The organism is Desulfofundulus thermosubterraneus DSM 16057 (genome assembly GCF_900142025.1).
Taxonomy (GTDB): Bacteria; Bacillota; Desulfotomaculia; order Desulfotomaculales; family Desulfovirgulaceae; genus Desulfofundulus; species Desulfofundulus thermosubterraneus.
In genome coordinates, this window is record NZ_FQZM01000003.1 from 148035 (window position 1) to 170652 (window position 22618).

Annotated in this window: 19 protein-coding genes; 3 read left to right on the forward strand and 16 right to left on the reverse strand. The window is 56.5% G+C overall.

Annotated elements, in window-relative coordinates:
- Window positions 1–13: 13 nt before the first annotated feature.
- From BUA65_RS00770 to BUA65_RS00800, 7 genes are all read right to left on the reverse strand, one after another.
- Window positions 14–592, reverse strand: coding sequence for an HPP family protein (locus BUA65_RS00770; RefSeq protein ID WP_072866855.1), 579 nt, complete (start codon window positions 590–592; stop codon window positions 14–16).
- Window positions 593–888: 296 nt separating this feature from the next.
- Window positions 889–2814, reverse strand: a complete 1926-nt coding sequence (locus tag BUA65_RS00775) for a heavy metal translocating P-type ATPase (RefSeq protein WP_084061925.1) — start codon at window positions 2812–2814, stop codon at window positions 889–891.
- A 2-nt stretch (window positions 2815–2816) separates the two neighbouring features.
- Window positions 2817–3032, reverse strand: a complete 216-nt coding sequence (locus BUA65_RS00780; protein WP_072866856.1) for a heavy-metal-associated domain-containing protein — start codon at window positions 3030–3032, stop codon at window positions 2817–2819.
- Window positions 3033–3082: 50 nt separating this feature from the next.
- A complete protein-coding gene (locus BUA65_RS00785; RefSeq protein WP_072866857.1) occupies window positions 3083–3334 on the reverse strand; it encodes a thioredoxin family protein in 252 nt (83 codons plus the stop codon).
- Between the two features lie 141 nt (window positions 3335–3475).
- The gene (locus BUA65_RS00790; protein WP_072866858.1) at window positions 3476–6607 is read right to left on the reverse strand and encodes an efflux RND transporter permease subunit; all 3132 of its coding nucleotides are present in this window, start codon (window positions 6605–6607) and stop codon (window positions 3476–3478) included.
- On the reverse strand, window positions 6604–7827 hold the full coding sequence (locus BUA65_RS00795; protein WP_072866859.1) for an efflux RND transporter periplasmic adaptor subunit: 1224 nt from the start codon (window positions 7825–7827) through the stop codon (window positions 6604–6606). The genes BUA65_RS00790 and BUA65_RS00795 overlap by 4 nt, the downstream gene beginning before the upstream one ends.
- A 295-nt stretch (window positions 7828–8122) precedes the next feature.
- The gene (locus BUA65_RS00800; RefSeq protein WP_072866860.1) at window positions 8123–8716 is read right to left on the reverse strand and encodes a TetR/AcrR family transcriptional regulator; all 594 of its coding nucleotides are present in this window, start codon (window positions 8714–8716) and stop codon (window positions 8123–8125) included.
- A gap of 343 nt (window positions 8717–9059) precedes the next feature.
- Here BUA65_RS00800 and BUA65_RS00805 point away from each other — a divergent pair, with 343 nt between their 5' ends.
- Window positions 9060–10151: a DUF2225 domain-containing protein gene (locus BUA65_RS00805; protein WP_072866861.1), complete on the forward strand. Its 1092-nt coding sequence runs from the start codon at window positions 9060–9062 to the stop codon at window positions 10149–10151.
- A gap of 102 nt (window positions 10152–10253) precedes the next feature.
- The gene (locus BUA65_RS00810) at window positions 10254–12329 is read left to right on the forward strand and encodes a cell division protein FtsA (protein WP_165613164.1); all 2076 of its coding nucleotides are present in this window, start codon (window positions 10254–10256) and stop codon (window positions 12327–12329) included.
- On the opposite strand, the gene BUA65_RS00815 is transcribed toward BUA65_RS00810, so the two are convergent.
- The 9 genes from BUA65_RS00815 to BUA65_RS00855 form a co-directional block, all read right to left on the reverse strand.
- Window positions 12297–13196 (reverse strand): methyl-accepting chemotaxis protein, encoded by a 900-nt coding sequence (locus BUA65_RS00815; protein WP_072866863.1) that lies wholly within the window; start codon window positions 13194–13196, stop codon window positions 12297–12299. The two genes, BUA65_RS00810 and BUA65_RS00815, sit on opposite strands and share 33 nt — an antisense overlap.
- On the reverse strand, window positions 13178–13507 hold the full coding sequence (locus BUA65_RS00820) for a hypothetical protein (RefSeq protein WP_072866864.1): 330 nt from the start codon (window positions 13505–13507) through the stop codon (window positions 13178–13180). The genes BUA65_RS00815 and BUA65_RS00820 overlap by 19 nt, the downstream gene beginning before the upstream one ends.
- A gap of 11 nt (window positions 13508–13518) precedes the next feature.
- On the reverse strand, window positions 13519–14301 hold the full coding sequence (locus tag BUA65_RS18945) for a globin-coupled sensor protein (RefSeq protein WP_278246236.1): 783 nt from the start codon (window positions 14299–14301) through the stop codon (window positions 13519–13521).
- Window positions 14302–14757: a hypothetical protein gene (locus BUA65_RS00830; RefSeq protein ID WP_072866865.1), complete on the reverse strand. Its 456-nt coding sequence runs from the start codon at window positions 14755–14757 to the stop codon at window positions 14302–14304.
- 19 nt (window positions 14758–14776) lie between these two features.
- Window positions 14777–15490, reverse strand: coding sequence for a ferredoxin-like domain-containing protein (locus BUA65_RS00835; protein ID WP_341349592.1), 714 nt, complete (start codon window positions 15488–15490; stop codon window positions 14777–14779).
- Window positions 15491–15823: 333 nt separating this feature from the next.
- Window positions 15824–16327 carry a 4Fe-4S dicluster domain-containing protein gene (locus BUA65_RS00840; protein ID WP_072866866.1) on the reverse strand — a complete coding sequence of 168 codons (504 nt, stop codon included), beginning with the start codon at window positions 16325–16327 and terminating at the stop codon, window positions 15824–15826.
- Window positions 16328–16343: 16 nt separating this feature from the next.
- Window positions 16344–18206 (reverse strand): anaerobic carbon-monoxide dehydrogenase catalytic subunit, encoded by a 1863-nt coding sequence (gene cooS, locus BUA65_RS00845; protein ID WP_072866867.1) that lies wholly within the window; start codon window positions 18204–18206, stop codon window positions 16344–16346.
- Between the two features lie 59 nt (window positions 18207–18265).
- Window positions 18266–19543, reverse strand: a complete 1278-nt coding sequence (locus BUA65_RS00850; protein WP_242656198.1) for an NAD(P)/FAD-dependent oxidoreductase — start codon at window positions 19541–19543, stop codon at window positions 18266–18268.
- A 195-nt stretch (window positions 19544–19738) separates the two neighbouring features.
- The gene (locus tag BUA65_RS00855) at window positions 19739–20503 is read right to left on the reverse strand and encodes a stalk domain-containing protein (RefSeq protein WP_072866869.1); all 765 of its coding nucleotides are present in this window, start codon (window positions 20501–20503) and stop codon (window positions 19739–19741) included.
- Window positions 20504–21139: 636 nt separating this feature from the next.
- Here BUA65_RS00855 and BUA65_RS00860 point away from each other — a divergent pair.
- Window positions 21140–22594 (forward strand): putative sulfate exporter family transporter, encoded by a 1455-nt coding sequence (locus BUA65_RS00860; RefSeq protein WP_072866870.1) that lies wholly within the window; start codon window positions 21140–21142, stop codon window positions 22592–22594.
- Window positions 22595–22618: the final 24 nt, after the last annotated feature.

The window sequence follows — 22618 nt, forward strand, 5'->3', positions numbered from 1 at the left end:
TCCTGTTCGCCGCCTAAAGCCAGTATTTCGGGTATTTTCTTTCCGGCAGCAGGTTGTTGGTGATCAACCCCACCAGTACCAGTATGGCGGCGCCCAGGGCCACGGGCGTGAGTATGTACATGGGGGAAGCCTTGGTCAGCACTGCTCCCAGAGCGGTGGCGCCGCCCGGCGGGTGGGCGGTTCTGGTAATGAGCATCAGCAGTACCGCCAGGGAGGCGGCCAGCGCCGCGGACCACCAGGTCAGGCCGCAGAGGGCGTAAACCGTTACGCCGCATATGGCCGAAATAATATGCCCGCCAATAACATTCCGGGGCTGGGCCAGGGGAGCATCGGGCAAACCATAAATCAACAGGGCCGACGCGCCAAAGGAGGGCACAATCATGGGCATGTTGTAAACCAGGGTCAGGAAAGCCACCACTCCTATACCGGAAAAGGCACCAAACCAGGAAACGAGAAGCTCCTTCCACGAAGGGGCGGATAAGGGAGTCGTACGCCTGCTGCCGAGCATTTTGCGCAAATAAATGGCTATGTACGGCTGTTCAACTTCCTGCTTCTCAATGCCGGGAGGGGAGTACTGGCTTATGCTCACCATAATCAACTCCTCAAGCTAAATGCTCGTACCCAGTTTACCACACCGCTCCCGCCGAAACAATGATCCGGATCACAAGCAGTCAGGAACTGCACCATAGCAGCCACAGGCAAAAAAAGAGCGAAGAAACTCGCCCCGGTTTTTTCAAACTACTCCTTTAAAAGATATCCCGTGCACCACGGCCATCTGCTCTCCATCATCTTACCCATCAGTTCGCGGCTTTTAAAAGAACCGCCTGGTCGTGGGTAAGACGGTTGACGGACAGCTCCACAAAATAAATACGACTTCTACATGAACTCTTATCCATTCCGGTAACTCATAAGCCGCATGGCGTTCAGGATGACCAGGAGTACGCTGGCTTCGTGGATAAGCATGCCGGAAGCCAGCACCACCTTTTTGCCCATGACACCCAGCAGCAAAACTGCCACCACCAGAATGGCAAAGGTGACATTTTGCTGGATATTTTTCAAGGTCTGACGGCTGAGGCCGATGGCGTAGGGGAGCTTATCCAGGCGGTCGGACATGAGGACGATGTCCGCCGTTTCCATGGCCACGTCGGTCCCTGCCACCCCCATGGCAATACCCACATCGGCGGCCGCCAGGGCCGGTGCATCATTGATCCCGTCCCCCACCATGGCCACCACCAGCCCCTCCTGCTTCAAACGGCGGATGGCCTCCACTTTCCCTTCCGGCAAAACCTCCGCCTGATATTCGTCCATTCCCAGTTCCCGGGCCACGGCCCGGGCCACCCGCTGGTTGTCACCGGTGAGCATGACCACCTTGCGTACTCCGGCAGCCTTCAACCGGGAAACCAGATTTTTCGCTTCGTCCCGGATCCCGTCGGCGATGCTCACCGCTCCCCAAATTTCCTCCCCTATGGCCACCAGGACGGCTGTCCGTCCGGCAGACTCTTCGCCTGCCAGGTAATTTTCCACATCCACCGGAACGGGGATGCTGGCTTCCTGCATCAACCGGCGGTTACCCACCCGGATAATCTCCCCGTCCACCGTACCGGTTACCCCGCAACCGGGGTAAACCTGAAAATTTTCCGCCGGGGGGATTTTACCCAGGGACTCCGCCCTTTCCACCAGGGGTTTGGCCAGGGGATGTCCGGACAGTTTTTCCACGGCAGCAGCTTTTAGCAACATTTCTTTTTCCGACCCGCGCCACACCCGCACTTTTCTTACCAGCGGCCGGCCCCGGGTGAGGGTGCCGGTTTTATCTAGAACCACCGCCCGGATCCGTCCGGCCTTTTCCAGGTGCTCCCCGCCCTTGATCAGAACCCCGTGGCGGGCGGCATTTCCCGTAGCGGCCACAATGGAAACGGGGGTGGCAATCACCAGCGCCCCGGGACAGGCAATCACCAGCAGAGTCAGGGCCAGCAGGGCATCCCGGGTTACCAGATAGGTCAGGGCGGAAACCGCCATAATCCCGGGAGTGTAGTAACGGGCGAAGTTTTCCAGCCAGCGCTGGATCCTGGCCTTTTCCTCCTGGGCCTCTTCCACCAGTTGCATGATACGGGCAAAGGTGGTTTCCTCACCGGTTCGTTCCGCTTCCACCTCCAGGTAGCCGCTTTCATTCATGGTGCCGCTGAATACATAATCCCCTGGCTCCTTCTGCACCGGGAGGGACTCCCCGGTGATGGCCGCCTGATTGACCGCCGCCCGTCCCCTGACCACCCTGCCATCCACCGGAATTTTATCCCCGGCACGGATGAGGACCAGTTCGCCTGGTTCCACCTCTTCCGCCGGCACCTCCACTTCGGTTCCCTCCCGGCGCACCCGGGCCACCTGGGGCGCCAGCTCCATCAGTTTCCTCAAAGCGGCACGGGTTTTGTCCATGGTCCGGGCTTCCAGATAATTTCCCAGGGAAAACAGAAAAGTGACCACGGCCGCCTCCCAGTATTCGCCGATAATGGTGGCGCCCAGGGCGGCCAGGGTAACCAGGGCATTGATGCCCACCACCCGGAAGCGCAAAGCCTGCCAGGCTGACGCAGCAACCCGGTAGCCGGCCAGGAGAGTGGCCAACACCATCAACCCGTTGGCCGCCGCCGGCCAGCCCAGGCGGCCGGCCAGGTAACCCAGCAGGATGAGCAGTCCAGAACCCAGGGTGATCATAAGCTTGTCATAAGCCACCCACAGCGCCCTCAAGCGTTCCAGGCGGAACAAGCCGCCAACCGGAGCAACGGGAACGGCACTTTCTCTTTGCGACGGGAAGCTGAACATAACTAACCCCTCCCGGTAATCCGGTACCCGGTTTTAGCAATGACCTTTTCGATTTCCTCAGGAGTTACCACCGCCGGATCATATTCCACCTTCACCTTTCCCGTGGCATAGGTCACCACGGCCTTTTTAACTCCCTTTTGTCTTTCCAGTATTATTCCGGTGTTCCGGGCGCATTCGGGACAGGCCAGCCCTTCAAGGCGAAAAACTATGGTTTGCATAACAACTCTAACCCCCTTTCCGCCAACTGGTTACCCGGTTACCCGTTTTATTAAGACTTAGCTGATCTTTCCTTCACCCAGTTCATGAGCTCGTGGCGGGCCGACACCCGTCCGCTGGCCTTCAACTCCCCGTCTATCATCAAACCGGGTAGCCGGTAAACCTCGTACTGCAGCCGCTCCTCGGGATCGGTGACCTTATTGACCGCCGCGGCCACCCCCATCTCGGCCAGGACATCGAAGACCGTTTGTTCCAGCTGACGGCATACTGGACATCCATCCGCACCAAAAAGTTTGATCTCCATATTTACCTGCTCCTTTCGTGGTTTTCCCTTACCCTAGCATATTTCTGCCACCAAAACATTGATCCAGATCATAGTTCTGGAATGATTTATTTCACGACAAGTAACGTGGCAAGTCGGGACGGTTCTTGCTTGTCCACGGGCTTAATTCGCACCGGTTTCCATATTTTTAACCCCTGCCGGTTTAAATTGAGCTCTGTCCACCAGATCATCAAACAGCGAGTACACCACCGGTATGACCACCATGGTCAGCAAAGTGGCCACCAGCATTCCCCCGATAACGGTTATGGCCAGGGGGGAAAACCTTTCCGAACCCAGCGCCCATTCCAGGGCCAGGGGAAGCATCCCCACCACGCAGGACAGGGCGGTCATCATGATGGGCCGGAAGCGCACCTGTACCGCCTCCACGATGGCTTCATCCCTGGTCGTGCCCGCCTCCCGGGCGCGGATGATGAACTCCACCAGCACAATGCTGTTGCGCACCACCGTACCCACAAGCAGAATCAGTCCCAGTATGGCCGGCAAAGAAACGCTCTTGCCGCTCAGCAGCAGGGCCAGGGCTACCCCGAAGAGCACTAAAGGAATGCTCATCATAATGGTTACCGGGTGAATGAAGGACCTGAACTGGGCCACCAGCAGCAAATACACCGTCACCACGGCCAGAAGCAGGGCACGCTTTAAATCCCCGGCGGACTCCTGCAGGTCCGCCTTTTCACCGGTTACTTCCAGCCTGTAGCCCTCGGGAAGTTTCACCTCCCGGAGTGCCTTTTCCACATCGGCAATCACGTGGCTGAAGGGCCGCCCCTCAGTATAACCCAGAATATCAATGGAGAGCAGGAGATTTTCTCGGGTAACCACGCTGGCCGCCGGGTTGATCTCCACATGTACCAGCTCCCGCAGCGGCACCTGCACGCCCAGGGGAGAGGTGACGGTGACGGCCAGCATGCTTTCCAGGGAACCCCGGTCCTCGGGCCGGTAGCGTACCACTATGTCGGTATCCTTGCGGCTTTCCACCTCCAGGGAAGACGCCCTCAGTCCCTCCAGGGCGGCATAAACCTGCCGGGCCATTTTTTCCGGGGTAAGGCCCAGGGCCGCCGCCCGGGTTTCGTCCACCACCATGTTTACCTCCGGCGTGTTTAACGACCAGCTCCGGTAGAGGTTGACCACACCGGGTACGGTTTTTAACTGCGCAAGCACCTCACCGGCCAGGTAATCCAGCACCCGCACATCATCCCCGGTGATGCGTACGTCTATGGGCGCGGCGGTGCTGCTTTTAGCCGTACCGCCGACTTCCTTCACCACAAAGGTTTCAATGTCGGGAATGCGGGCCATTTCCCGGCGCAGCCGTTCTTCGATTTGCCAGATGGTTTCCTTCCTTTCCTTCCGGGAGGTAAGGGTAACGGTGATTTCTGCCTGGGTTACCCCCAGGGCGCCGGTACCGCCCATGTAATGCGACCCCGGTTCATAACCGATGCGGGTGCTGTAGGCGATTACCGCCGGCTCCCTGTCCAGTAATTTCTCTACCCGCGCCACCACCCCGATCGTCTTCTCCAGGGAACTGGCGGGGGAGGTTTGCAAACTGATCAAAAGCGACCCGGCGTCCATCTTGGGCAGCACTTCCATACCAATCAGGCCCAGGAGTTTGATACTCAGCAAAATTAGTCCCAGGGACAGGAGCAGGGTCATCTTTCGCCTTTTCAAGGCCCTGACGACCAGCAGGGCGTAGGAGTCTTTCAGGCGGTTCATGGCTTTCGTAAAAGGAGCAATTGCCGCGTTTAACGCCCTTTCAGCCGCCGCCCAGCGCCTGCCGCCCAGCATAACTGTGAGCAGGGGGATAATGGTCAGGGAAACAAGCAGGGAACAGCTGATGGCGTAAATGAGCGTTTGGGCCAGGGGGCTGAACATCTGACCCACGAACCCGCCTACAAACAAAAGGGGAATCAGCACCGCCACAATGGTGGCCGTACCGGCCACCGCGGGCAGCATGATCTCGCTTGCACCGTCAATGGCCGCGGTACGGATGTCCTTCCCGAGCTCATGGTGATGGCGCATGATATTTTCCACCACAATAATGGAGTCATCCACCACAATGCCTACGCTCAAAATGAGGGCGGAAAGGGTGATAATGTTCAGCGACAGGCCGGAGGCCTTCATAAGGACAATGGCTCCCAGCAGGGACAGGGGCATGGAAAAGGCAACGATGACCGATTCATTCAAGCTGATGAGGAATAGCAAAATAATGGCCGTGGTGAAGATGAGGGCATCCCTGACGCTGGCGGTCATATTCTCCACCACCTGCAGGGTGAAAATAGAGTCATCATCAGCTACAGCAAACTTTATTTCGGGAAATTGCCTTTCCAGTTCAGCCAGCTTTTCTTTTACCCTCTCAACCACTTCAACCGTGTTGGCCTCACGCTTTTTGATGATCTGAACGGCCAGGGAATTCTTGCCGTTAAAGTTATAGCTGCTGCGTTGTTCCTGGCTGGAATCTTCAATCCGGGCCACGTCTTTCAAGTATATGTTGTGGCCGCCGCGGTTTTCGAGGAGGATGTTGGCCAGCTCCTCGGGATGCAGGCGCTCCTGCGTGACCCTGATTAAGTATTCCTGCTCCCGCTGGGTAACCCGCCCGGCGGGCAGGCTGATATTTCCCCCTCCGATGGCCGCCGCCACCCGGTCGAGGGAAATATTAAGAGCCTCCAAACGGTGCCGGTCCACGTAAACATTAACCTGCCGCCGGTGGCCGCCCAGCACGTCCACGGCACCCACCCCGTCCACCAGCTGCACTGCGTTTTTAATTTCGTTATCAGCCAGCGTACGCAAGGCGACCAGATCCAGGCTATCGCTGCTTAAGGCCAGGGTGAGCACCGGCTTATCCTGGGAGCTGAACTTGAGCACCTGCGGTTCCTGAATGCCTGCGGGCAGGCTTCCCTTTATCCGGCTGATGGCATTTTGCACGTCCACCGCCGCCTGGTCCAAGTCTTTTTCGTAGTTGAACTCCACCCTGACCACGGAAAGCCCATCCTGGGAAGACGAGGAGATCTTCTTAACTCCCTCGATAGTAGCCAGTTCTTCCTCCAGCGGTTTGCTCACTTCCCTGGCCACATCCGAGGCGGCAACCCCGGGGTATACCGTGATCACGTTCACCATGGGAGGAGACGTATCGGGAAACAGCTCCAGTTTAATTACGTTTTTGGCGTAGAGGCCGAAAAACACTATGGCCAGGACCAGGGCAAACACCGTATATTTGTGCTTGATGGCAAAGGCGGGCCAGTTCATGACTTTCTCCTTTCCTGGTACACAAGTACTTCTTTCCCGTCATAAAGCCTGGTCAAGTCGGACACCACCACCGGCTCGCCGGGCTTAAGGTCTCCTTTTACTTCATAGTGCGTTTCGTTCTTTAACCCCGGAGTTACCGGCACCTGTACCGCCCTGCCGTTTCTGACGGCGAACACCCAGGCCCTGCCCTGTTCCGTTTTCACCGCCCGGCGGGGGACCAGCAGGGCCCGCTCGCTTTGGCTGACTACAAAGGAAACCTCCACGCTCATCCCCGGCCTGACTCCGGGAGAAGAAACCGGCACCTCCACGATGGTGCTGCGGGTGAGGGGGTCTTCTGCCGGGTAAATCCGGGAAACCTGCGAGGCGGTTTCCCGCCCCCCGGGATAGCGCAGCGTTGCTTTTTGCCCTACTTTTAAAAAGGGTAGGTCTGCTTCTGCTACTTTTATCCGCGCAACCATTTTTCCAGTATCGTCCAGGGTAAGAATTGGTTTACCCGGCACGGCCAGATCACCGGGATAGTTATGTACGGCTGTAACCACACCGTTAAAAGGCGCCTTGATGGTTGCATCCTGATAGGCTGACCTGGCAAGTGCCAGCCCGGCTTCGGCCTGGGCCAGCTGGGCCCTGGCCGCCCTGACCTGGGCGGGAGCGGTGCGTTCCGCCGATTCCTTCGCCTGCTGGTAGGGGAGTTCGTACTGGTTTTCAAAAACGGACGGGGCTATAGCTCCGGCGGCCAGCAACTCCTGCCCGCGTTTGTAATTGGCCGCGGCCTTTTCCAGGTTGGTCCGGCTGACGGAAAGGGCACCCTCGGCCTGTTCCAGAACCGCTCTGGCCTGGTCCACCGCCGCTGCCGCCTGGTTTAAGCGCTCTTTTAATTCTTCATCGTTTAAAACTACCAGAACCTGGCCCCTGGTCACCCGGTCTCCTTCTTTAACCGTAAGCGTTCGAATTTCCGCCATTACTTTGGAAGCCAGGGACGCCCGGTGGGCGGATTCAATGGTCCCCGTATAGCTCAGGCTCTCCGTGATGGTACCGGCGATAACCGGCACCGTCTCCACCGGCACGCCCGCCGCCTGTGCCGGTGGCGGCAACTGGCGCAGGGCCATAATCTTTGTGCCTACCACCAGGCCAAGGGCTGCCAGGATAACAACCAGCAGAACCGCTTTGACCTGTCTTTTAACGGTAGAAAAGATCTTTAGAAAGTTCAGCGGAAGATTCACGGCTTAAGCCCCCTTAACATCAAGAGTATCCAGTGTCAACTTACCAGTAAAAGTCCTTCCTCAGCGAAAGCCTTTAAGACTGCTGGAAACCCTGCTAACCGGTGCCAGAAAAGCGACCCTTTATGGCTACCGGCATTATTCGACAGGCCGGCCGGAAAGCATGATGGCCGGGCAAGCAGGGACGGTTCTTGCGTGCCCACGGACTTAACGTGCACAGCAATTGCCCGTCATTATCCTGGAGTAATGCCCTTACAGCCGAAAGCAAGCAAGTATTCACTCGCTAAATAACATAAAATTAATTTTGCAGTATTGTGGATAAAAAACGTAAAATCCGCCCGTGTGTTTCAGTAAGGGATGATTGACACCCCCTTAAAGACCAGCGCAACAGGCTTACCTGCACCAGGCCCAGGTAGGCAGCAACGACCATGGGTACATCCAGGCCGGGCCTGAACTGTCCCTTCTCCATACCCTCCCGGATAATGGTCCCTATAAGCTCCATGTATTCGCCAATGGTCTCAGACATCAACTGACGCAGCTTTTCGTCGTGCAGATGCACCTGCTCGGAAAAAATAATTTTGGGAATCCCGCTGTTTTGTTCAAACAGCTCCAGGTGAAAAAGCAAAATATCACCGAGCTTTTCCAAGGGTTCACCTCCCCCGGCAACCCTGGCCCGGCTCCAGCCCAGGAGGGTGTCCCTTATATAACGTACGGTGGCCAGCAGTATTTCATTTTTACTAGCAAAGTGGCGAAAAATGGTTCCCTCGGCAATGCCCACTTCCCGGGCAATTTCGGCAGTGGTCAACCCGGAAATGCCCCTTTCGGCAACAATCTTCAATGTGGCTCGGACGATTTGCTGTTGCCTGATCTGCGTATCGTATCGCTGCGCCATGAAAATTTGCCTCCTGAACAATTATACTCCATTATATTAAGTGATTACTCACTTGTAAACTAACATACCCGGTATAGTTTGTCAAGGATGCCACCTTTTCCTTAAAAATTGCTGCCTGCCCGCCATTATACCCCGCCCTTTGCCCGCCGGCAGTGAGCAATATCACAATTTCACTATGCCCGCAGGAAAAACAGCCGCAACAAATAACTCATACCCCAAGGCAGGATCCATTTCTGAACAGGTAGAATAACTAAACATGACAGCCTTATGGCAAATCTTTACATCAACACCCTAACCGTGGTCTTTTCGCGTTTATGATGAATTTGGAAAGGAATGTTTACTGGTGCCAGATTACACCGGATCGAAAATGATTCAATCCCTGGCGCCGGGTGAGTTTCTTTTTCGCCGGGGCGAACATAAAAGGGAAATATATGTAGTATTACAGGGCAAGATCGAGCTCAGCAAAGTTACCGGCGGTCACAGGGAAGTGCAGGCCCTTGTGGGACCGGGAGAATTTATCGGCCAGAGCTCCCTGCTGGAAGGTTTATCGCGGCAAAGCGACGCCCGGGCGGTGGAAGATTCCCTGGTGCTGGTTATTAATGAGGAAAACCTGGAACAGGTAATCAAGATGCACCCGCAACTGGCCGCAAAAATCATGCGGGCGTCAAGGGATAAACCACCCGCTCAAAAAGAAACTCTCCGTACAGGTTCAGGGCACCCCTTTCTTTACCAGTCAGAGGTTAAATGCCCGGTGTGCAGCACCACCTTTACAGTGCATAAAGTGTTTGAACATAAATTATCCGTCACCGGCCAGGATAGCGATTTCCGCCAGCGTTACCGCGATTTTGAACCGCTTTTGTATAGCGTCTGGGTTTGCCCGGCCTGCTTTTACGCTAACCAGCGCACCGATTTTCCAAATCTCTCCGCCAGGCAAAAAAAGCTGCTTCAGGATGGAAAGGCAGAAAGGCAAAAAGCTTTTTCCGGAACGATGGCCGCCCCGGGAACACCGGAATTTGCCCTGCAGGCACACCGGCTGGCCCTGTTCAACTCAGAACAGATGGCCGCGGAACCGGACAAAATAGCCCGCCTATGGTTGCACCTGGCCTGGCTGTATGAGGACGGAGAACAGAAAGAAGCTGCGTTAGACGCCCGGGCCCGGGCATTGGAATACTTCCGGCAGGCTTACTTTAACAGTTCCCGGACACTGTCCACCAAACAGGAACAGCAACTGGCCTACCTCATCGGCGAACTGCACTTCAGACTGGGCCGGTATGCCGAGGCACTGGATTTCTTTCGCCGGGCGGTAGTTGTACGTGGGGGCAGCGCCGCTCTAAACGAGCAGGCCCGGGACAGGATTGCCTTAACCAGGAAACTGGCTAAATCAACCAGCCAACCTGCCGCCGGTTCATCCGGCGCAGAGGAAACAGGTCGCTAACGGAAAATATAACCAGCGAAGTTGTCCCATACAAAACATCCATGGTACTATAACGGGAGAAAATACCCTACCCCCACTCCAATGAACGGGAAGGTATGCGGCATGGCTTTAAAAGCATCTCCTGAAAATACCATCTTTGCCCTGGATATAGGCACCCGCACGGTAATCGGACTGGTGGCCGTCCCCGAGGACGGCCGGTTAAGGCTGGCGGCGCAGCGGCTGGTGGAACACCGCCGGCGAACCATGCTGGACGGGCAGATCCACGACATCCCAGGGGTAGCCGAAGCGGTACGGGCGGTAAAAAAAGAACTGGAAAGGGAACTGGGCTTCCCCCTGCGACATGTGGCCATTGCCGCCGCAGGACGCTCCCTGATTACCAGGTCCTGCCACATCGAGCAGGAAACCAGCGGCCGGGAAATTGACTGGCCTGAAGTAAACGCCCTGGAACTGGCAGCCATCCAGCAGGCCCACCGGGAACTGGCAGCCGAACCGCCACCCAACGCAAAGGATTTCACCTGCGTGGGTTATAGCATCGTTTCTTATTACCTGGACGGCTACCCCATCTCCAGCCTGGTAGGTCACCGGGGCAAAACCATTGGAGCCGATGTGCTGGCCACTTTTTTGCCCGGTTCGGTGGTCAACAGCCTCTACGCCGTGCTCCAGCGGGTGGAACTGGAGCCTTTAAGCATCACCCTGGAACCCATTGCCGCCATCGAAGCGGCCATTCCCGAAAACTACCGCCTTTTAAACCTGGCCCTGGTGGATATCGGCGCCGGCACCTCCGATATTGCCATCACCAGGGACGGTGCCATCACCGCCTACGGCATGGCCCCCGTGGCTGGAGACGAAATTACCGAGGAAATTGTCCAGACCTGCCTGGTGGATTTTGATACCGCCGAGCGCATGAAAAGGGAGTTGGTCCGGGGCGAGGATATACGTTACACGGACATCGTGGGCATGGAAAATACAATTTCCTGCCAGGACCTGCTGGCCCGCATCGACCCGGCACTGGAAAGATTGGCCCGGGAAATCAGCACCCAAATCCTGGCCCAAAACGGGGGGCGACCGCCACGTTCGGTATTTTGCGTAGGAGGCGGCGGGCAGGTTCCCGGCTTGACGGAAAAGATCGCCCGGCATCTGGAGCTGGACAAAAACCGGGTGGTCCTGCGGGACCGGCGCAGCCTGGGACAGGTACTTATAGTGGAGGGCGACGATGAAATTCCCGGACCGGAAGGGGTAACGGTGGCGGGCATTGCCCTCGTTGCTTTACGCAAACTGGGCCATGATTTTATCCACATCATGGTGAACGGGGTGGAACACCGGCTCTTCAACGCCCGGGAATTTACCGTAGGGAATGTGCTGGCTTTAACCGGCTTTAACCCCCGCCTGCTGATCGGGCAAAACGGGAAAAACCTGACCTTTACCTTAAACGGCAAGCGCCAGGTCATTTACGGTGGGCTCTCCCAACCGGCCAGGATTCTAGTGAATGACCGCGAAGCCAACATGCAAACCAGGGTGGCCCACGGGGACCGGATTGTGGTCCACCCGGCCGTAAACGGTGCTGACGCCCGGGCCACAGTAGCCGACCTTCTGCCACCCCCGGGTACCATCACCGTTTACGCCAACCGCAGGCCAGTGGAAACAGCAGCTCGTTGTTATGTCAACGGACAGGCCGCCGAACCATCCTGGGAAATCCCCCCGGATGGTGAGGTGGAAATCTGCGCCGTGAAACCCATTTTTGAGTGGCTGGCAGAGCACCTGGCCGCCTCTCCGGTAGAATTGGACGCGTGGAAGGTGCTGGTGAACGGCCAGGCTGTCCCCCCTACCTACCGCCTCCATGATGGAGACAGGGTAGACTACCGGCCAGTGGACAGGGAAAACCGCGATTTTCAAGGAACACCCGCTGGCTGCCTGGCAACTCCGGAGGTGGGTTTCAGTTCCGAGCTCACTCAAAGCATCACCGTAACGGTAAACGGATCTACCGTCAACCTGACGGGACGTTCCAGTTACATCTTCATCGATGTCTTCAATTACATTGATCTGGACCCCAGCGGGCTTAAGCCGCCCATCCGCCTGACCCTCAACGGTAAAGAAGCATCCTTTACCGATGAGTTGCATAACGGGGATATCATTGAAATCGGCGTTTCAAACCTTAAACCGGGCAGCCATAGCCTCTAACCTTTCGGCCATGCTGGAAAGGGTGGCAATGCTGCTGGCGGTTTCCTGCAGCAGGGCGCTTTGCTCTTCGGTGGAGGCGGCGATATTTTGTACCGCCTCCGACACCTGCCGGGAAGCCGTCGCTACATCGGCCACCTGGGAATCCACTTCCTGTACCGCACTTAAAATTTCCTTAAAGGCGGTGCCGGCCTCCTCAACCACCGCCAGGCCCCGGTCCGCCTCCCGGGCCGATCCTTCCATCAGGGCAGTAACCTCGCTGATCTCTTCCTGGATGGCGGACACCAGGTTGCCTATTTCCTCGGCTGAAGAGGCCGATCTCTCTGCCAGCTTGCGCACCTCTTCGGCCACCACGGCAAAGCCCCGGCCGTGTTCCCCGGCCCGGGCGGCTTCAATGGCCGCATTCAACGCCAGCAGGTTGGTCTGGTCGGCAATGCTGCTGATAATGCCCAGTATTTCCCCGATCTGCTCGGACATCCGGGCAAAACGCTCCACCCGTTCCACCGCCTGGCGTGTGGTATCATGCATGGTACGGATCTGGCGGCTAACCTCATCCATCTTCCGGCCGCCGTCTTCGGCCAGGGAAGCGGCCCGGCCGGCCGTTCGGGCCACCGTTTCCGCCCGCCCGGCCACTTCCTCCACGCTGGCGGAAATCTGAACCGCCGCGCTGGCCGTTTCCGTGGCCCCCTGGGAGATCTGATCCGTGGCGCTGGAAAGCTGCTCGGCCAGCTCCGATGCCTTCCTGGCCTCTTCCGCAACTTCGCCGATCAGGTGGGCCAAGTTTCGGCACATTTGTTCAAACGAACCGATTAGTTGTCCAATTGCGTCTTTTTCCACCATGTCACCCCGCCTTATAATTCCCGGCTGCAAAAAAGGTCGCCCCCGTCTTTCAAATCACCGCTGGCCACCCGTTCAGCCATCCCGGCCAGGTTTTTTAAAGGAATGGCCAGCACAAAACGAGCCAGCAGGTAGTTGATCTCTCCAACGAGCAGCCCCGCCAGTACACAGGCTCCAAAAAACGACGGACGAAATACCATTTCGGAGGGTAATCCCAGGGCTACCACAAAGAAAGGAAAAACCGCCCCGATAAGCAATCCCATCACTATCATGGAAAGAAACAACACCCGGAACAAACTGCCCCTGGCGGCCAGGCGGCACAACACCTCATTTTGCAATCCCATGGCAAGCCCCCCTATAGATTATCATCGTTGATCTTCTGCATCTTCATAATAGCTTCACTGTTCTTCTGGATCATCCCGGCAATTTCTTTGGCGGAATTTGCCGACTGCTGGGCCAGCTTGCGCACCGCCTGGGCCACCACGGTGAAGGTGCGGCCGTGCTCCCCGGCCCGCGCGGCCTCAATGGCCGCATTCAAAGCCAGGAGGTTGGTTTCATCGGCTATATGGGAAATGACTCCCGCCACCTTGCCCACGTCCTGCTGCATTTGCATCAATTGTTCCAGTTGCTGGATGATATAGTTTTCGATTGCCAACTGCATGTCCAGGTTGATCCTCCTGGCAAAAGCATTGAAAGCGCGCTGGACGGCGGCCATATCATCTCCATGATGTTCAATTAAAATGCGCTGGATCTCCTGGCAGTACATCTGATAGGCCCCCAAATACCAGCGGGGGGAAAGGCCGATGTCAAGGTGCTTGCGCCCGATATACAGGCGTTGCTTGAAATACTGCTCGTCCAAAACCGGTGAAGTCAGGCTGATAAAATACTGCTTCTGGGTTTCCTTAAGCCTGTTTACATTGCTGTGCCTCTCGATAATTTTTTTGAGCTGGGGAAACTGCAAAATGTGCCCGTAAAAATAATCCACCACGCGGTCGGCTTCTTTCACAAACAAATCCCGGTACCGGGCCATAATCTCCAGGTCTTCCGGTGAAATGGCCAGGTATTGGACCTGAGTCTGGCGTGATTTTTCATGATCGACCATTACCTTCATAGTCTCTTCCTCGCTTTTAGGTAACATTTAGGTCCTGCCCTTTTGCAGTTCCCGGGCTAAAAGGGCGGCCAACTGGGGGTGCTGCTCCTTGATCCGGGCCAGGTAAAGGAAGACGCTGCCCGGGTAGTCGATGGTTTCCTGCAGCAGGGCGCTTTCCAGGGCTGAACGCACCAGGGCAATAACACAGTCGGGGGAATGGTTGTCGCGACACTGCCGGCACTGGCGGCAGGTTTCGGCAATGGCCCCGGCCACCTGTTCCGGGTAGTAGGGTTTAAAGTCCTGGGTGGGAAGAAGCTTGCTGGCCCCGGGAATATCCAGGAGCTTCTTCTGGGCGGCAAAGCTTAAAACCTTACGGGCGAACCCCACCAGACACTGGGACTCCTTGCAACCGGCAGAATTATATAAATCACAGCCTTGACAGATCCTGTCCAATTGCGTTTCTAAAGCTGCTAAATTTATTTCCTCAACTTTAACCGTGGCCATCTCTCAATTGCCACCTCCCCTAACCTTGCAAAAACCTGGCAAATTCAGATGCCTCTTCCCCCGGCGACGCCAGGAGTTCCGCGGGCGGCTGGAACTGCCCCTCCCCGACCCGGGCCAGGGTTTGACAGAGGCGCTCGTAGGGCTGGGCCAGGTTGCGGTAGCGTTCCAGTACAAAATCCAGTAGTCCCAGCACCTGTTCAGCAGTCACTTTGCGGGCAATGGGAATGCCGTGCACCGGCTTAACCGTACCTCCCCGCCCGCCGATGAAAACGTCAAACCGGTCTTGACCCGAAGCCCGGACACCAAAATCGGCGCACTGGGGATCCGTGCAACCCCGGGCACACCCCGCCACGGCAATTTTAAAATCCTTGGGCACCCCCTGCCCCACGTATTTTTCCTGGATCACGATTCCCAGGCCCAGGGCATCGGCAATGGCCCGCGGGCACAGGGCCTCGTTTCCCGGGCAGGCTTTCACCGGCCGCACCACTTTCCCAAAGGGAGCCACCCTCAACCCCAGCGGCTCCAGGGCGGCCACCAGCCTTTCCACATTTTCCTCCGGTACCAGAGCCACTACCGTTTGGCGGGTGGTCATTTTTAGCCGGAACACGTTGTTTTCCCGGGCCGCCTGTCCCAGACCGAACCACTGCTCCGCAGTCATCACGCCGCAGGCAGCCATGATGTCTACGGCAATCAAGCCGTTCCTTTGCTTGAAGTATCCTTCGCCCACGTTCACTATGACCTCCTTAAAGTTTTTGGATATTCGTGCTTAATATGTAATAATTGGTTAGCCAATTGTATTCTAGTTTAATTTGCCACGCTTGGTACTTTTCCTCCTGGAAAGATAATATTTTTTCTCGTTACTATTAAGCGACCAAAATTAACGCTCCATAGAGGTGGCAAATGCGGTAACCGGCAAGTTCTAGAAGCAGAAAGGTGGACTCACAATCCACCCGTGTACAGGCTCCAATGTATAAAACCAGGCCCGTGATTATCCAGACCTGGTTTTACATTTTCAGTGTGACCGGAAGCTATCCGGTCTTATGGTGTTCCGCGTATGCACCCAAAACTACACATTGCTCAACGCACGGTGTAAGACGTCAAGCCGCCGCCGTCCGCTGTAGTCGTCCACCTCGTCGTAGACCAGGGCCCCGGTAGGGCAGGCGCGTACACAGGCCGGTATCCCCGTTTCATCCCGGCACTCCCGGTCGCACTTCAGGGCCATGGTGCCCTCCGCGTCGCTACGGATTATACCATACGGGCAGACCATGACGCACATCCAGCAGGCAGTACATTGCTGCTCACCGCCCACATTGGTCACCGTGCCGTCCCCTTTCTTATGCATAGCCCCGGCAATGCAGGCGTCAATACAGGGGGCGTCCTGGCAGTGACGGCAGTTCAGGGGGGCTTTGTATCCGCCCACCTGGTGGACAAAAATACGGGTGCGGGGTTTTTCACCGTTCAAAACGGCGCCAAAGAGGTTGCCCGCACTGGAGTGGGCCACGGCACAGGCCAGCTGGCAGGAACGGCAGCCCAGGCAACGGTCGTAACGGATTAAAACTTCTTTCGGCATCCTGCCCACCCCCCCCCTAAATGCCCAGAGCGGCCCGTTTTTCATCAATATGTGCGATGATTAACTCAGCTGCCTTGAAGGGGTCTGTTTCCACCGCAAAATAGCCACCCACCAGATCCTTCGCCTGCTTGGTGAGCAGATCCGCCACCACGTTGCTCCCCAAAACGGGAGGTACCGTGCCCAGAACGGTGAAAATCCCGGAAGCAACCACATAGGCGCCGATGCTTACTGCCTTTTCCGACATCCACTCGGGCGCTGAGCCGGCCACCGGCAGGTCGGCAATGTCTACGCCAAGTTCTCTGGCCAGCGCTGCGGCAACCGTCAAAATCCGGCTGATGTCCACACATGAACCCATGTGCAAAACAGGAGGCACGCCGAGCGCTCGGCAAACTTCCGCCAGGCCCGCGCCGGCCAGCTCCGCCGCCTCCGGCAGAAGCAGCCCCGCCTTGGCGCTGGCAATGGCCGCGCAGCCGGTTTCGACCACCAGCACATCCCGGGCAATCAGGGCTTTTGCCATGTTCACGTGGTTGTAGTCCTGGGTGACTTTCGGGTTATTGCAGCCCACCAGAGCGGCGATTCCTCTGATCTTTTTGTTTTTCACGGCCTCTATGAGCGGGATAAGGGTGCCGCCCAGGGCGCTTAAAATGGCCTCCACACTGAAACCGGCCACGTATGCGGTAGCTTCTTCAGGAATAAAGACACGGTTTTTGTCCCGGTTGGGATAATTTTCGATGGCCTGACGAATAATCTCCCGGGCGGTTTCAAGAGCGTTATGTTCATCAAACGGTATATGAATGGCTCCGGGGAATTTTGCCTTGGGCGAGGTGGAAATAAACTTCGTATGGTAGCAGGCAGCCAGCTGGCCGAGGGCAGGCATGATGCACTGCACGTCAACCACAACCGCCTCCAGGGCACCGGTAATTACCGCCAGCTCCTGCTGAAGGAAATTGCCGGCGACGGGGATGCCGTGGCGCATGAGAATTTCGTTGCCGGTGCAGCACATTCCCACCAGGTTGATGCCGCTGGCTCCTTTTGCCCTGGCGGCGGAAATTAACCCGGGATCCTTTGCCGCCTCTACCAGCATCTCCGACAGGATAGGCTCGTGGCCGTGTACGAGAATATTCACTGCCTCTTTACTAAGAACGCCCAGGTTGCTCCGGCCCCTCACCGGACGGGGAGTGCCGAATAAAACGTCGGAAAACTCCGTGGCCAGCAACGAGCCGCCCCAACCGTCAGAGAGGCTACAGCGCAGGCCGTGCAAAATGAGATTGGCCGGGTCGTTGTCCACGCCAAAGTGGGTGCGGTGCATAGCTTCCACCACTTCCCGGTCGATCCCGCGGGGCATAATGCCCAGCTTTTCCCATATTTCTTTACGTTTTGGAGGAACCCGGTCAATGGCCTGCAGGTAGCCTTTCCTGGTGCCGAATTCCTCCAGAGCTGCTTCCGCCAGCTTTTCGGCTATGGTTTGAACCGTTTCGCCTTCGGTGGAAATGCCAAATTCCCGGGCCAGGGCCTTAAGTTTATTCTCATCTTTAATGGTATAGTCCTTGATCTCCCCGGCGGCAACTCCTCTAAGTGTTTCGATAATGTCCCGCCCGTGGTCCGAATGTGCTGCCGCTCCGGCGGCAATCATCCTTAACAGGTTTCGCGCCACTATAATATCGCCGGTTGCCCCGCAAACCCCTTTCTGCGGGCCATCTCCAAAAGGATCGATGCGGCAGGGGCCCATGTTGCAGTTCCGGCAGCAAAGACCCAATTCGCCAAAACCGCACTGGGGCTGCTGCGCCAGGTAACGATCCCAGGCGGTTTCCAGGCCCCCATCACGGGCTACCTTAAGCATCTGCAGGGAAGCCGGGTCAATTGAACTGGTACCCTTCATGGAATACCTCTCCTTTCTGCAAATTTGAATCTCCCTGGATTCCCGGACGGCATCTTAATTTATGTAGCAGTATTTATGTGGCAGTTCCGATTGAGATCCTTTTTCCCTTGTTCTAAAAGGGTTCCTAAAGATACGCTTCCCACCTGCCCTTGCAGTAACTGCCGGCGGTAAGCCCACGCCGGGCGGCCCGATTTCACCAGGGCCGTGTACACTCCCGCGCCGTCCACCTTTCCGGCCAGGATGAAGCCCGCCAGACGCTCCCCATCAAAGACCAGCCGCCGGTAGGTACGGCTCAGGGGATCATATTGGGCCAGCACCTCTTCACCTTCCAGGTTCCCCACCGAGACCACGTCCACCCCCCCAAAGCGGGCGCTGTTCAGCCTGGTGAGGGGAGCCGGGTAGGGACGAGCTATGCCCAGCATATTGGCCGCCGCGTAGCGCCCCTGCTCAAAGGCCAGCGTCCACAGGGCTGAATTGACCTTTTGCCCGGTTAACCGGTCGGTTACCTGGATACAATCCCCCGCCGCATAAATATCATCCAGGGAAGTACGCATGTTGCCGTCAACCACAATACCCTGCCCCACCTTACCGCCGGCCTTCTCCACCAGGCCGCTGTTCGGGCGCACACCCTTGGCCACCACAGCCAGCCCCGCGGGCAGTTCCCGGCCGTCTTCCAGCTCCACCCCCGTCAAGCGGCCTTGAGGCCCGGCAGCAAAGGCCTTTACCCGGGCGTTATAGATAAAATCGATACCCGCATTGAGCAGTTCCCGCTCCACCATGGCCGCCGCCCTTTCATCCAGTTGCCTGATGAGCAACCGTGGGCTGGTCACCACCACGGTAACCCACGCCAGGCCGGCCTGTTTCAAAGCGTAGGCCGCCTTCAACCCCACCAGCCCGCCGCCCACCACCACTGCCCCGGAAACCCGTGGGACCAGGGCGGAAAGCCGCCGGGCATCACGCAGGGTGCGCAGGGTAAAAACCTCCTCTGCTTTAACCCCCGGCACTGCCGGGAGCACCGGGCTGGCCCCGGTGACCACCAGCAGGCGGTCGTAGGCCAGTTCCCGGCCGTCCTGCAAAACCAGTCTTTTCTCCCCGGGCCGCACCTCCACTGCCGCCACCCCGGCCAGCAGCTCCACCTCCAGCCGCCGGTAAAATTCCGCCGGCCGCAGCCTGATGGAATATTCTGTACTTTTACCCGCTACTAAGTCCGGCAACAGGCAGCGGGAATAGGCCCCCGTGAGCTCATCGCTCACCACGGTAATGCGGTGCTGGAAACCGCCCAGGCGGCGCAGGGTCTCCACGGCCGCCACCCCCGCCGCGCTGTTGCCTATAATCACAAAACGCAATAAACCACCTCCCTTGTCCAGGTCTAAAACTGGAATTTCCAGCGAGGTTTTAAGACTCAAAATACACCTTAATTATATATCTGAATTGACATAACCAACAACACTTGTTTCCATTAAAGCTTAACTTAGTCGTAATAAACGGCAGGCATTCATACAGGAGCCTGCCGTTTATTATTTACAACCGGGTTATTTTGCAGCGGGAGCATAAGGAACCGGCTTGCCGCTGGCATCCTCGCGGGGAGCATAGATGGGAGCATCGGCCTGCTTGGTCCCTTCCCAGGCAATAGCGTAGCCAAAGCGCAGGTTCTTCACATTAAGACCCTCGGCGCCGAGGACACCTGCCGCTAACCCGGCAGTATGGGCGGTAAAGCAGTACAGCACAATCTCATTTTTGCCGCCTCTGGCCACATGAGCCTCAAGGGCCTCTTTAAGGGCAGCCAGGTTAGCCGGAGCTGCAATTTCCTCAGCGGGGGATATCCAGATGGCTCCCGGAATGTGCCCGGCATCATAGTCTTTCTTCAACCGGGTGTCGACTACCAGGGGATCGTTGGCTATGCTGTCACCCCCGCTGTGACCGTCGCGATAATCGCAGAGGTCGCCGTCCTTATCATCATCCAGAACGGCCAGCAAGTCGGCGGCTTTAACAAAGTTGGTATGGATGCTCGGATTCTGCTGGGCGGGATCATTTTTACCCCTGAGGAACTTATCCCCCGAGTTCTTTGTTATAACCACGGCATTTTTTGCTTCATCCCACTGAACGTCACACCCGAGGGCTTCGGCTACGAACCTGATTGGAACCAGAACCCTGTTTTCCTGCTTGACCGGGGGGACGTCGGACTTCACCTCATTGCCGTTCACGTACATTTTTATCCCTTCTACATTTGCCACCGCAACAGTCGCCAGTAAAACCAGTGACAGGGCAAGAACCAGGAAAAACACTCTCTTTTTCAAAAGATTCCCCTCCCCCGAAATTCTAAGATTTACTACTGCTCATTCAAATACTGTTCACTCATCTTTTAAACCTCATATCACCTCCTCGTTACCAGTCAGTATTATGGAGAAACCCGGCACTGCGGCTACTTCCCTGCCACTCCGGTCCGCTCATAATGAAAACCCTTTCTCTACTCATAGGAAATTCTAACAAAAGAATGTTGCTACACCTACAGCTGCTGCATATATTTACTTTTTTTGGTCCTGTAATTACGAATTTGTAGGTGGAAGTCCCGGGTTTCGTTATTCTTCCGGGACATGAATAAATTAAACGCCCCAAAAGACATTTTAGGGCTGTTTTATGCTCTAGAAAGCCGGCATTCAGGAAAGAAACCGGTAATTTTACGTCCTTGTGGTTGTAGAGCCAGGTTATCAGGTCTTATCATAAGCGTGGAGATTATTTTTTTAAAATTTTGGCCTGATAAATAGGCCGGACTTCGCCCGGTTTCGCACGGCCGGTAGGCTGGCCAACACCAGGCTGCCGGCCGGCGACCTGACGATCAGGACCAGGAGGTGATGTTCCATCTAAAATTATCAAAAATAACCCATAGCGAAGCAAAACTACAAGACACCAATAAGCTCAAGGAGGGGGGAAACATGTCTTCCACGCAGCGGTTTTCCCTGTTGAAAAGTGAAGACTGGTGGGCTGTCTGGCTGGGTCTGTTTATTTTTGTGCTTGGCCTGGGTAAGCTGGCCGGAATGGACCTGCTGGGCTGGGTAGTGAAAGCCAACGTCTGGACTGATCTTTCCAAAGCTCTGACTCCGGTATCCGATGCGTACAAGGGCATGCCGGGGATTCTCTCCCTGCTGTTGACCTACGTCTTTATGCTGGCCGTGACCACCATTGGTGCCGCCACCATGGGCTGGAATTTGAAAAGGTTTATGGCCGGTTTCACTATCATTTTCTGGATAACCTATGCTTGCTGGATTTGTGGCAATTATGCCTATATCGCCGCCACTCCCGATGTGCTGGCCAAGTTCAAAATTCCCTGGTCTTTAAGTCTTACCGGCGAGGCCGGATTTATTGTTGCCCTGCTGGTGGGCCTCATTCTGGCAAACCTGTTCCCTGGAGTCACCCGTTTTCTGCAGGAAGCAGCCAGGCCGGAGTGGTTTATCAAAACAGCCATCGTCATTCTGGGTGCCACCATCGGCATCAAGGCCTCTGAATCCATTGGCCTTGCCGGGACGGTGCTTTTCCGGGGCTTCTGTGCCATTGTGGAGGCCTACCTTCTTTACTGGCCCATCGTCTACTTCATTTCCCGCAAGTATTTCCGGTTTACGCCGGAATGGGCCGCGCCCCTGGCCTCAGGTATCTCCATTTGCGGCGTTTCGGCGGCCATTGCCACCGGTGCGGCCATCCGCTCCCGCCCGGTGGTGCCGATCATCGTCTCTTCCCTGGTCATCGTCTTTGCCGTAGTGGAACTGGTGCTCCTGCCCTGGCTGGCTCAAGGTTTCCTTTTTAACGAACCCATGGTGGCCGGAGCCTGGATGGGCCTGGCGGTGAAAACGGACGGCGCAGCGGCGGCCAGCGGGGCCATCACCGATGCCCTGATCCGGGCCAAGGCCATGACCGCCCTGGGCATTGCCTACGAAAAAGACTGGATTCTCATGGCTGCGGTAACCACCAAGGTTTTCATCGATATATTTATCGGCATCTGGGCCTTTGTACTGGCCGTGGTCTGGTGCTACGCCATTGAATGCAAACCCGGGGAAAAGGTTTCCCCGGTTGAGATCTGGTACCGCTTCCCCAAATTTGTCATCGGTTATGTGTTAACTTTTGTCATCCTCCTGGCAATCGGCCTTTCTTCCCCGGATTTGGTGAAAACGGCCAAAGCCGGTATCGCTCAGGCTGACAGTTTAAGGGGGATTTTCTTTGCCCTGACCTTCTTCTCCATCGGCCTGGTTTCCGACTTCCGCAAACTGCGGGAGGAAGGGATGGGTAAGCTGGCTCTGATTTACTTCCTTTGCCTCTTCGGTTTCATCATCTGGGTGGGGTTGTTCATTTCCTGGATCTTCTTCCACGGTATCCATCCGCCCGTGATCAAAAGCTAACATGCTTATAGCGGTACGGGGTGC

Bases quoted from the DNA above. Each gene is read 5' to 3' on its own strand.
- BUA65_RS00770 (WP_072866855.1), bottom strand. From the start codon at position 592: ATGGTGAGCATAAGCCAGTACTCCCCTCCCGGCATTGAGAAGCAGGAA.
- BUA65_RS00775 (WP_084061925.1), bottom strand. From the start codon at position 2,814: ATGTTCAGCTTCCCGTCGCAAAGAGAAAGTGCCGTTCCCGTTGCTCCG.
- BUA65_RS00780 (WP_072866856.1), bottom strand. From the start codon at position 3,032: ATGCAAACCATAGTTTTTCGCCTTGAAGGGCTGGCCTGTCCCGAATGC.
- BUA65_RS00785 (WP_072866857.1), bottom strand. From the start codon at position 3,334: ATGGAGATCAAACTTTTTGGTGCGGATGGATGTCCAGTATGCCGTCAG.
- BUA65_RS00790 (WP_072866858.1), bottom strand. From the start codon at position 6,607: ATGAACTGGCCCGCCTTTGCCATCAAGCACAAATATACGGTGTTTGCC.
- BUA65_RS00800 (WP_072866860.1), bottom strand. From the start codon at position 8,716: ATGGCGCAGCGATACGATACGCAGATCAGGCAACAGCAAATCGTCCGA.
- BUA65_RS00810 (WP_165613164.1), top strand. From the start codon at position 10,254: ATGGCTTTAAAAGCATCTCCTGAAAATACCATCTTTGCCCTGGATATA.
- BUA65_RS00820 (WP_072866864.1), bottom strand. From the start codon at position 13,507: ATGGGATTGCAAAATGAGGTGTTGTGCCGCCTGGCCGCCAGGGGCAGT.
- BUA65_RS18945 (WP_278246236.1), bottom strand. From the start codon at position 14,301: ATGTTACCTAAAAGCGAGGAAGAGACTATGAAGGTAATGGTCGATCAT.
- BUA65_RS00830 (WP_072866865.1), bottom strand. From the start codon at position 14,757: ATGGCCACGGTTAAAGTTGAGGAAATAAATTTAGCAGCTTTAGAAACG.
- BUA65_RS00840 (WP_072866866.1), bottom strand. From the start codon at position 16,327: ATGCCGAAAGAAGTTTTAATCCGTTACGACCGTTGCCTGGGCTGCCGT.
- cooS (WP_072866867.1), bottom strand. From the start codon at position 18,206: ATGAAGGGTACCAGTTCAATTGACCCGGCTTCCCTGCAGATGCTTAAG.
- BUA65_RS00860 (WP_072866870.1), top strand. From the start codon at position 21,140: ATGTCTTCCACGCAGCGGTTTTCCCTGTTGAAAAGTGAAGACTGGTGG.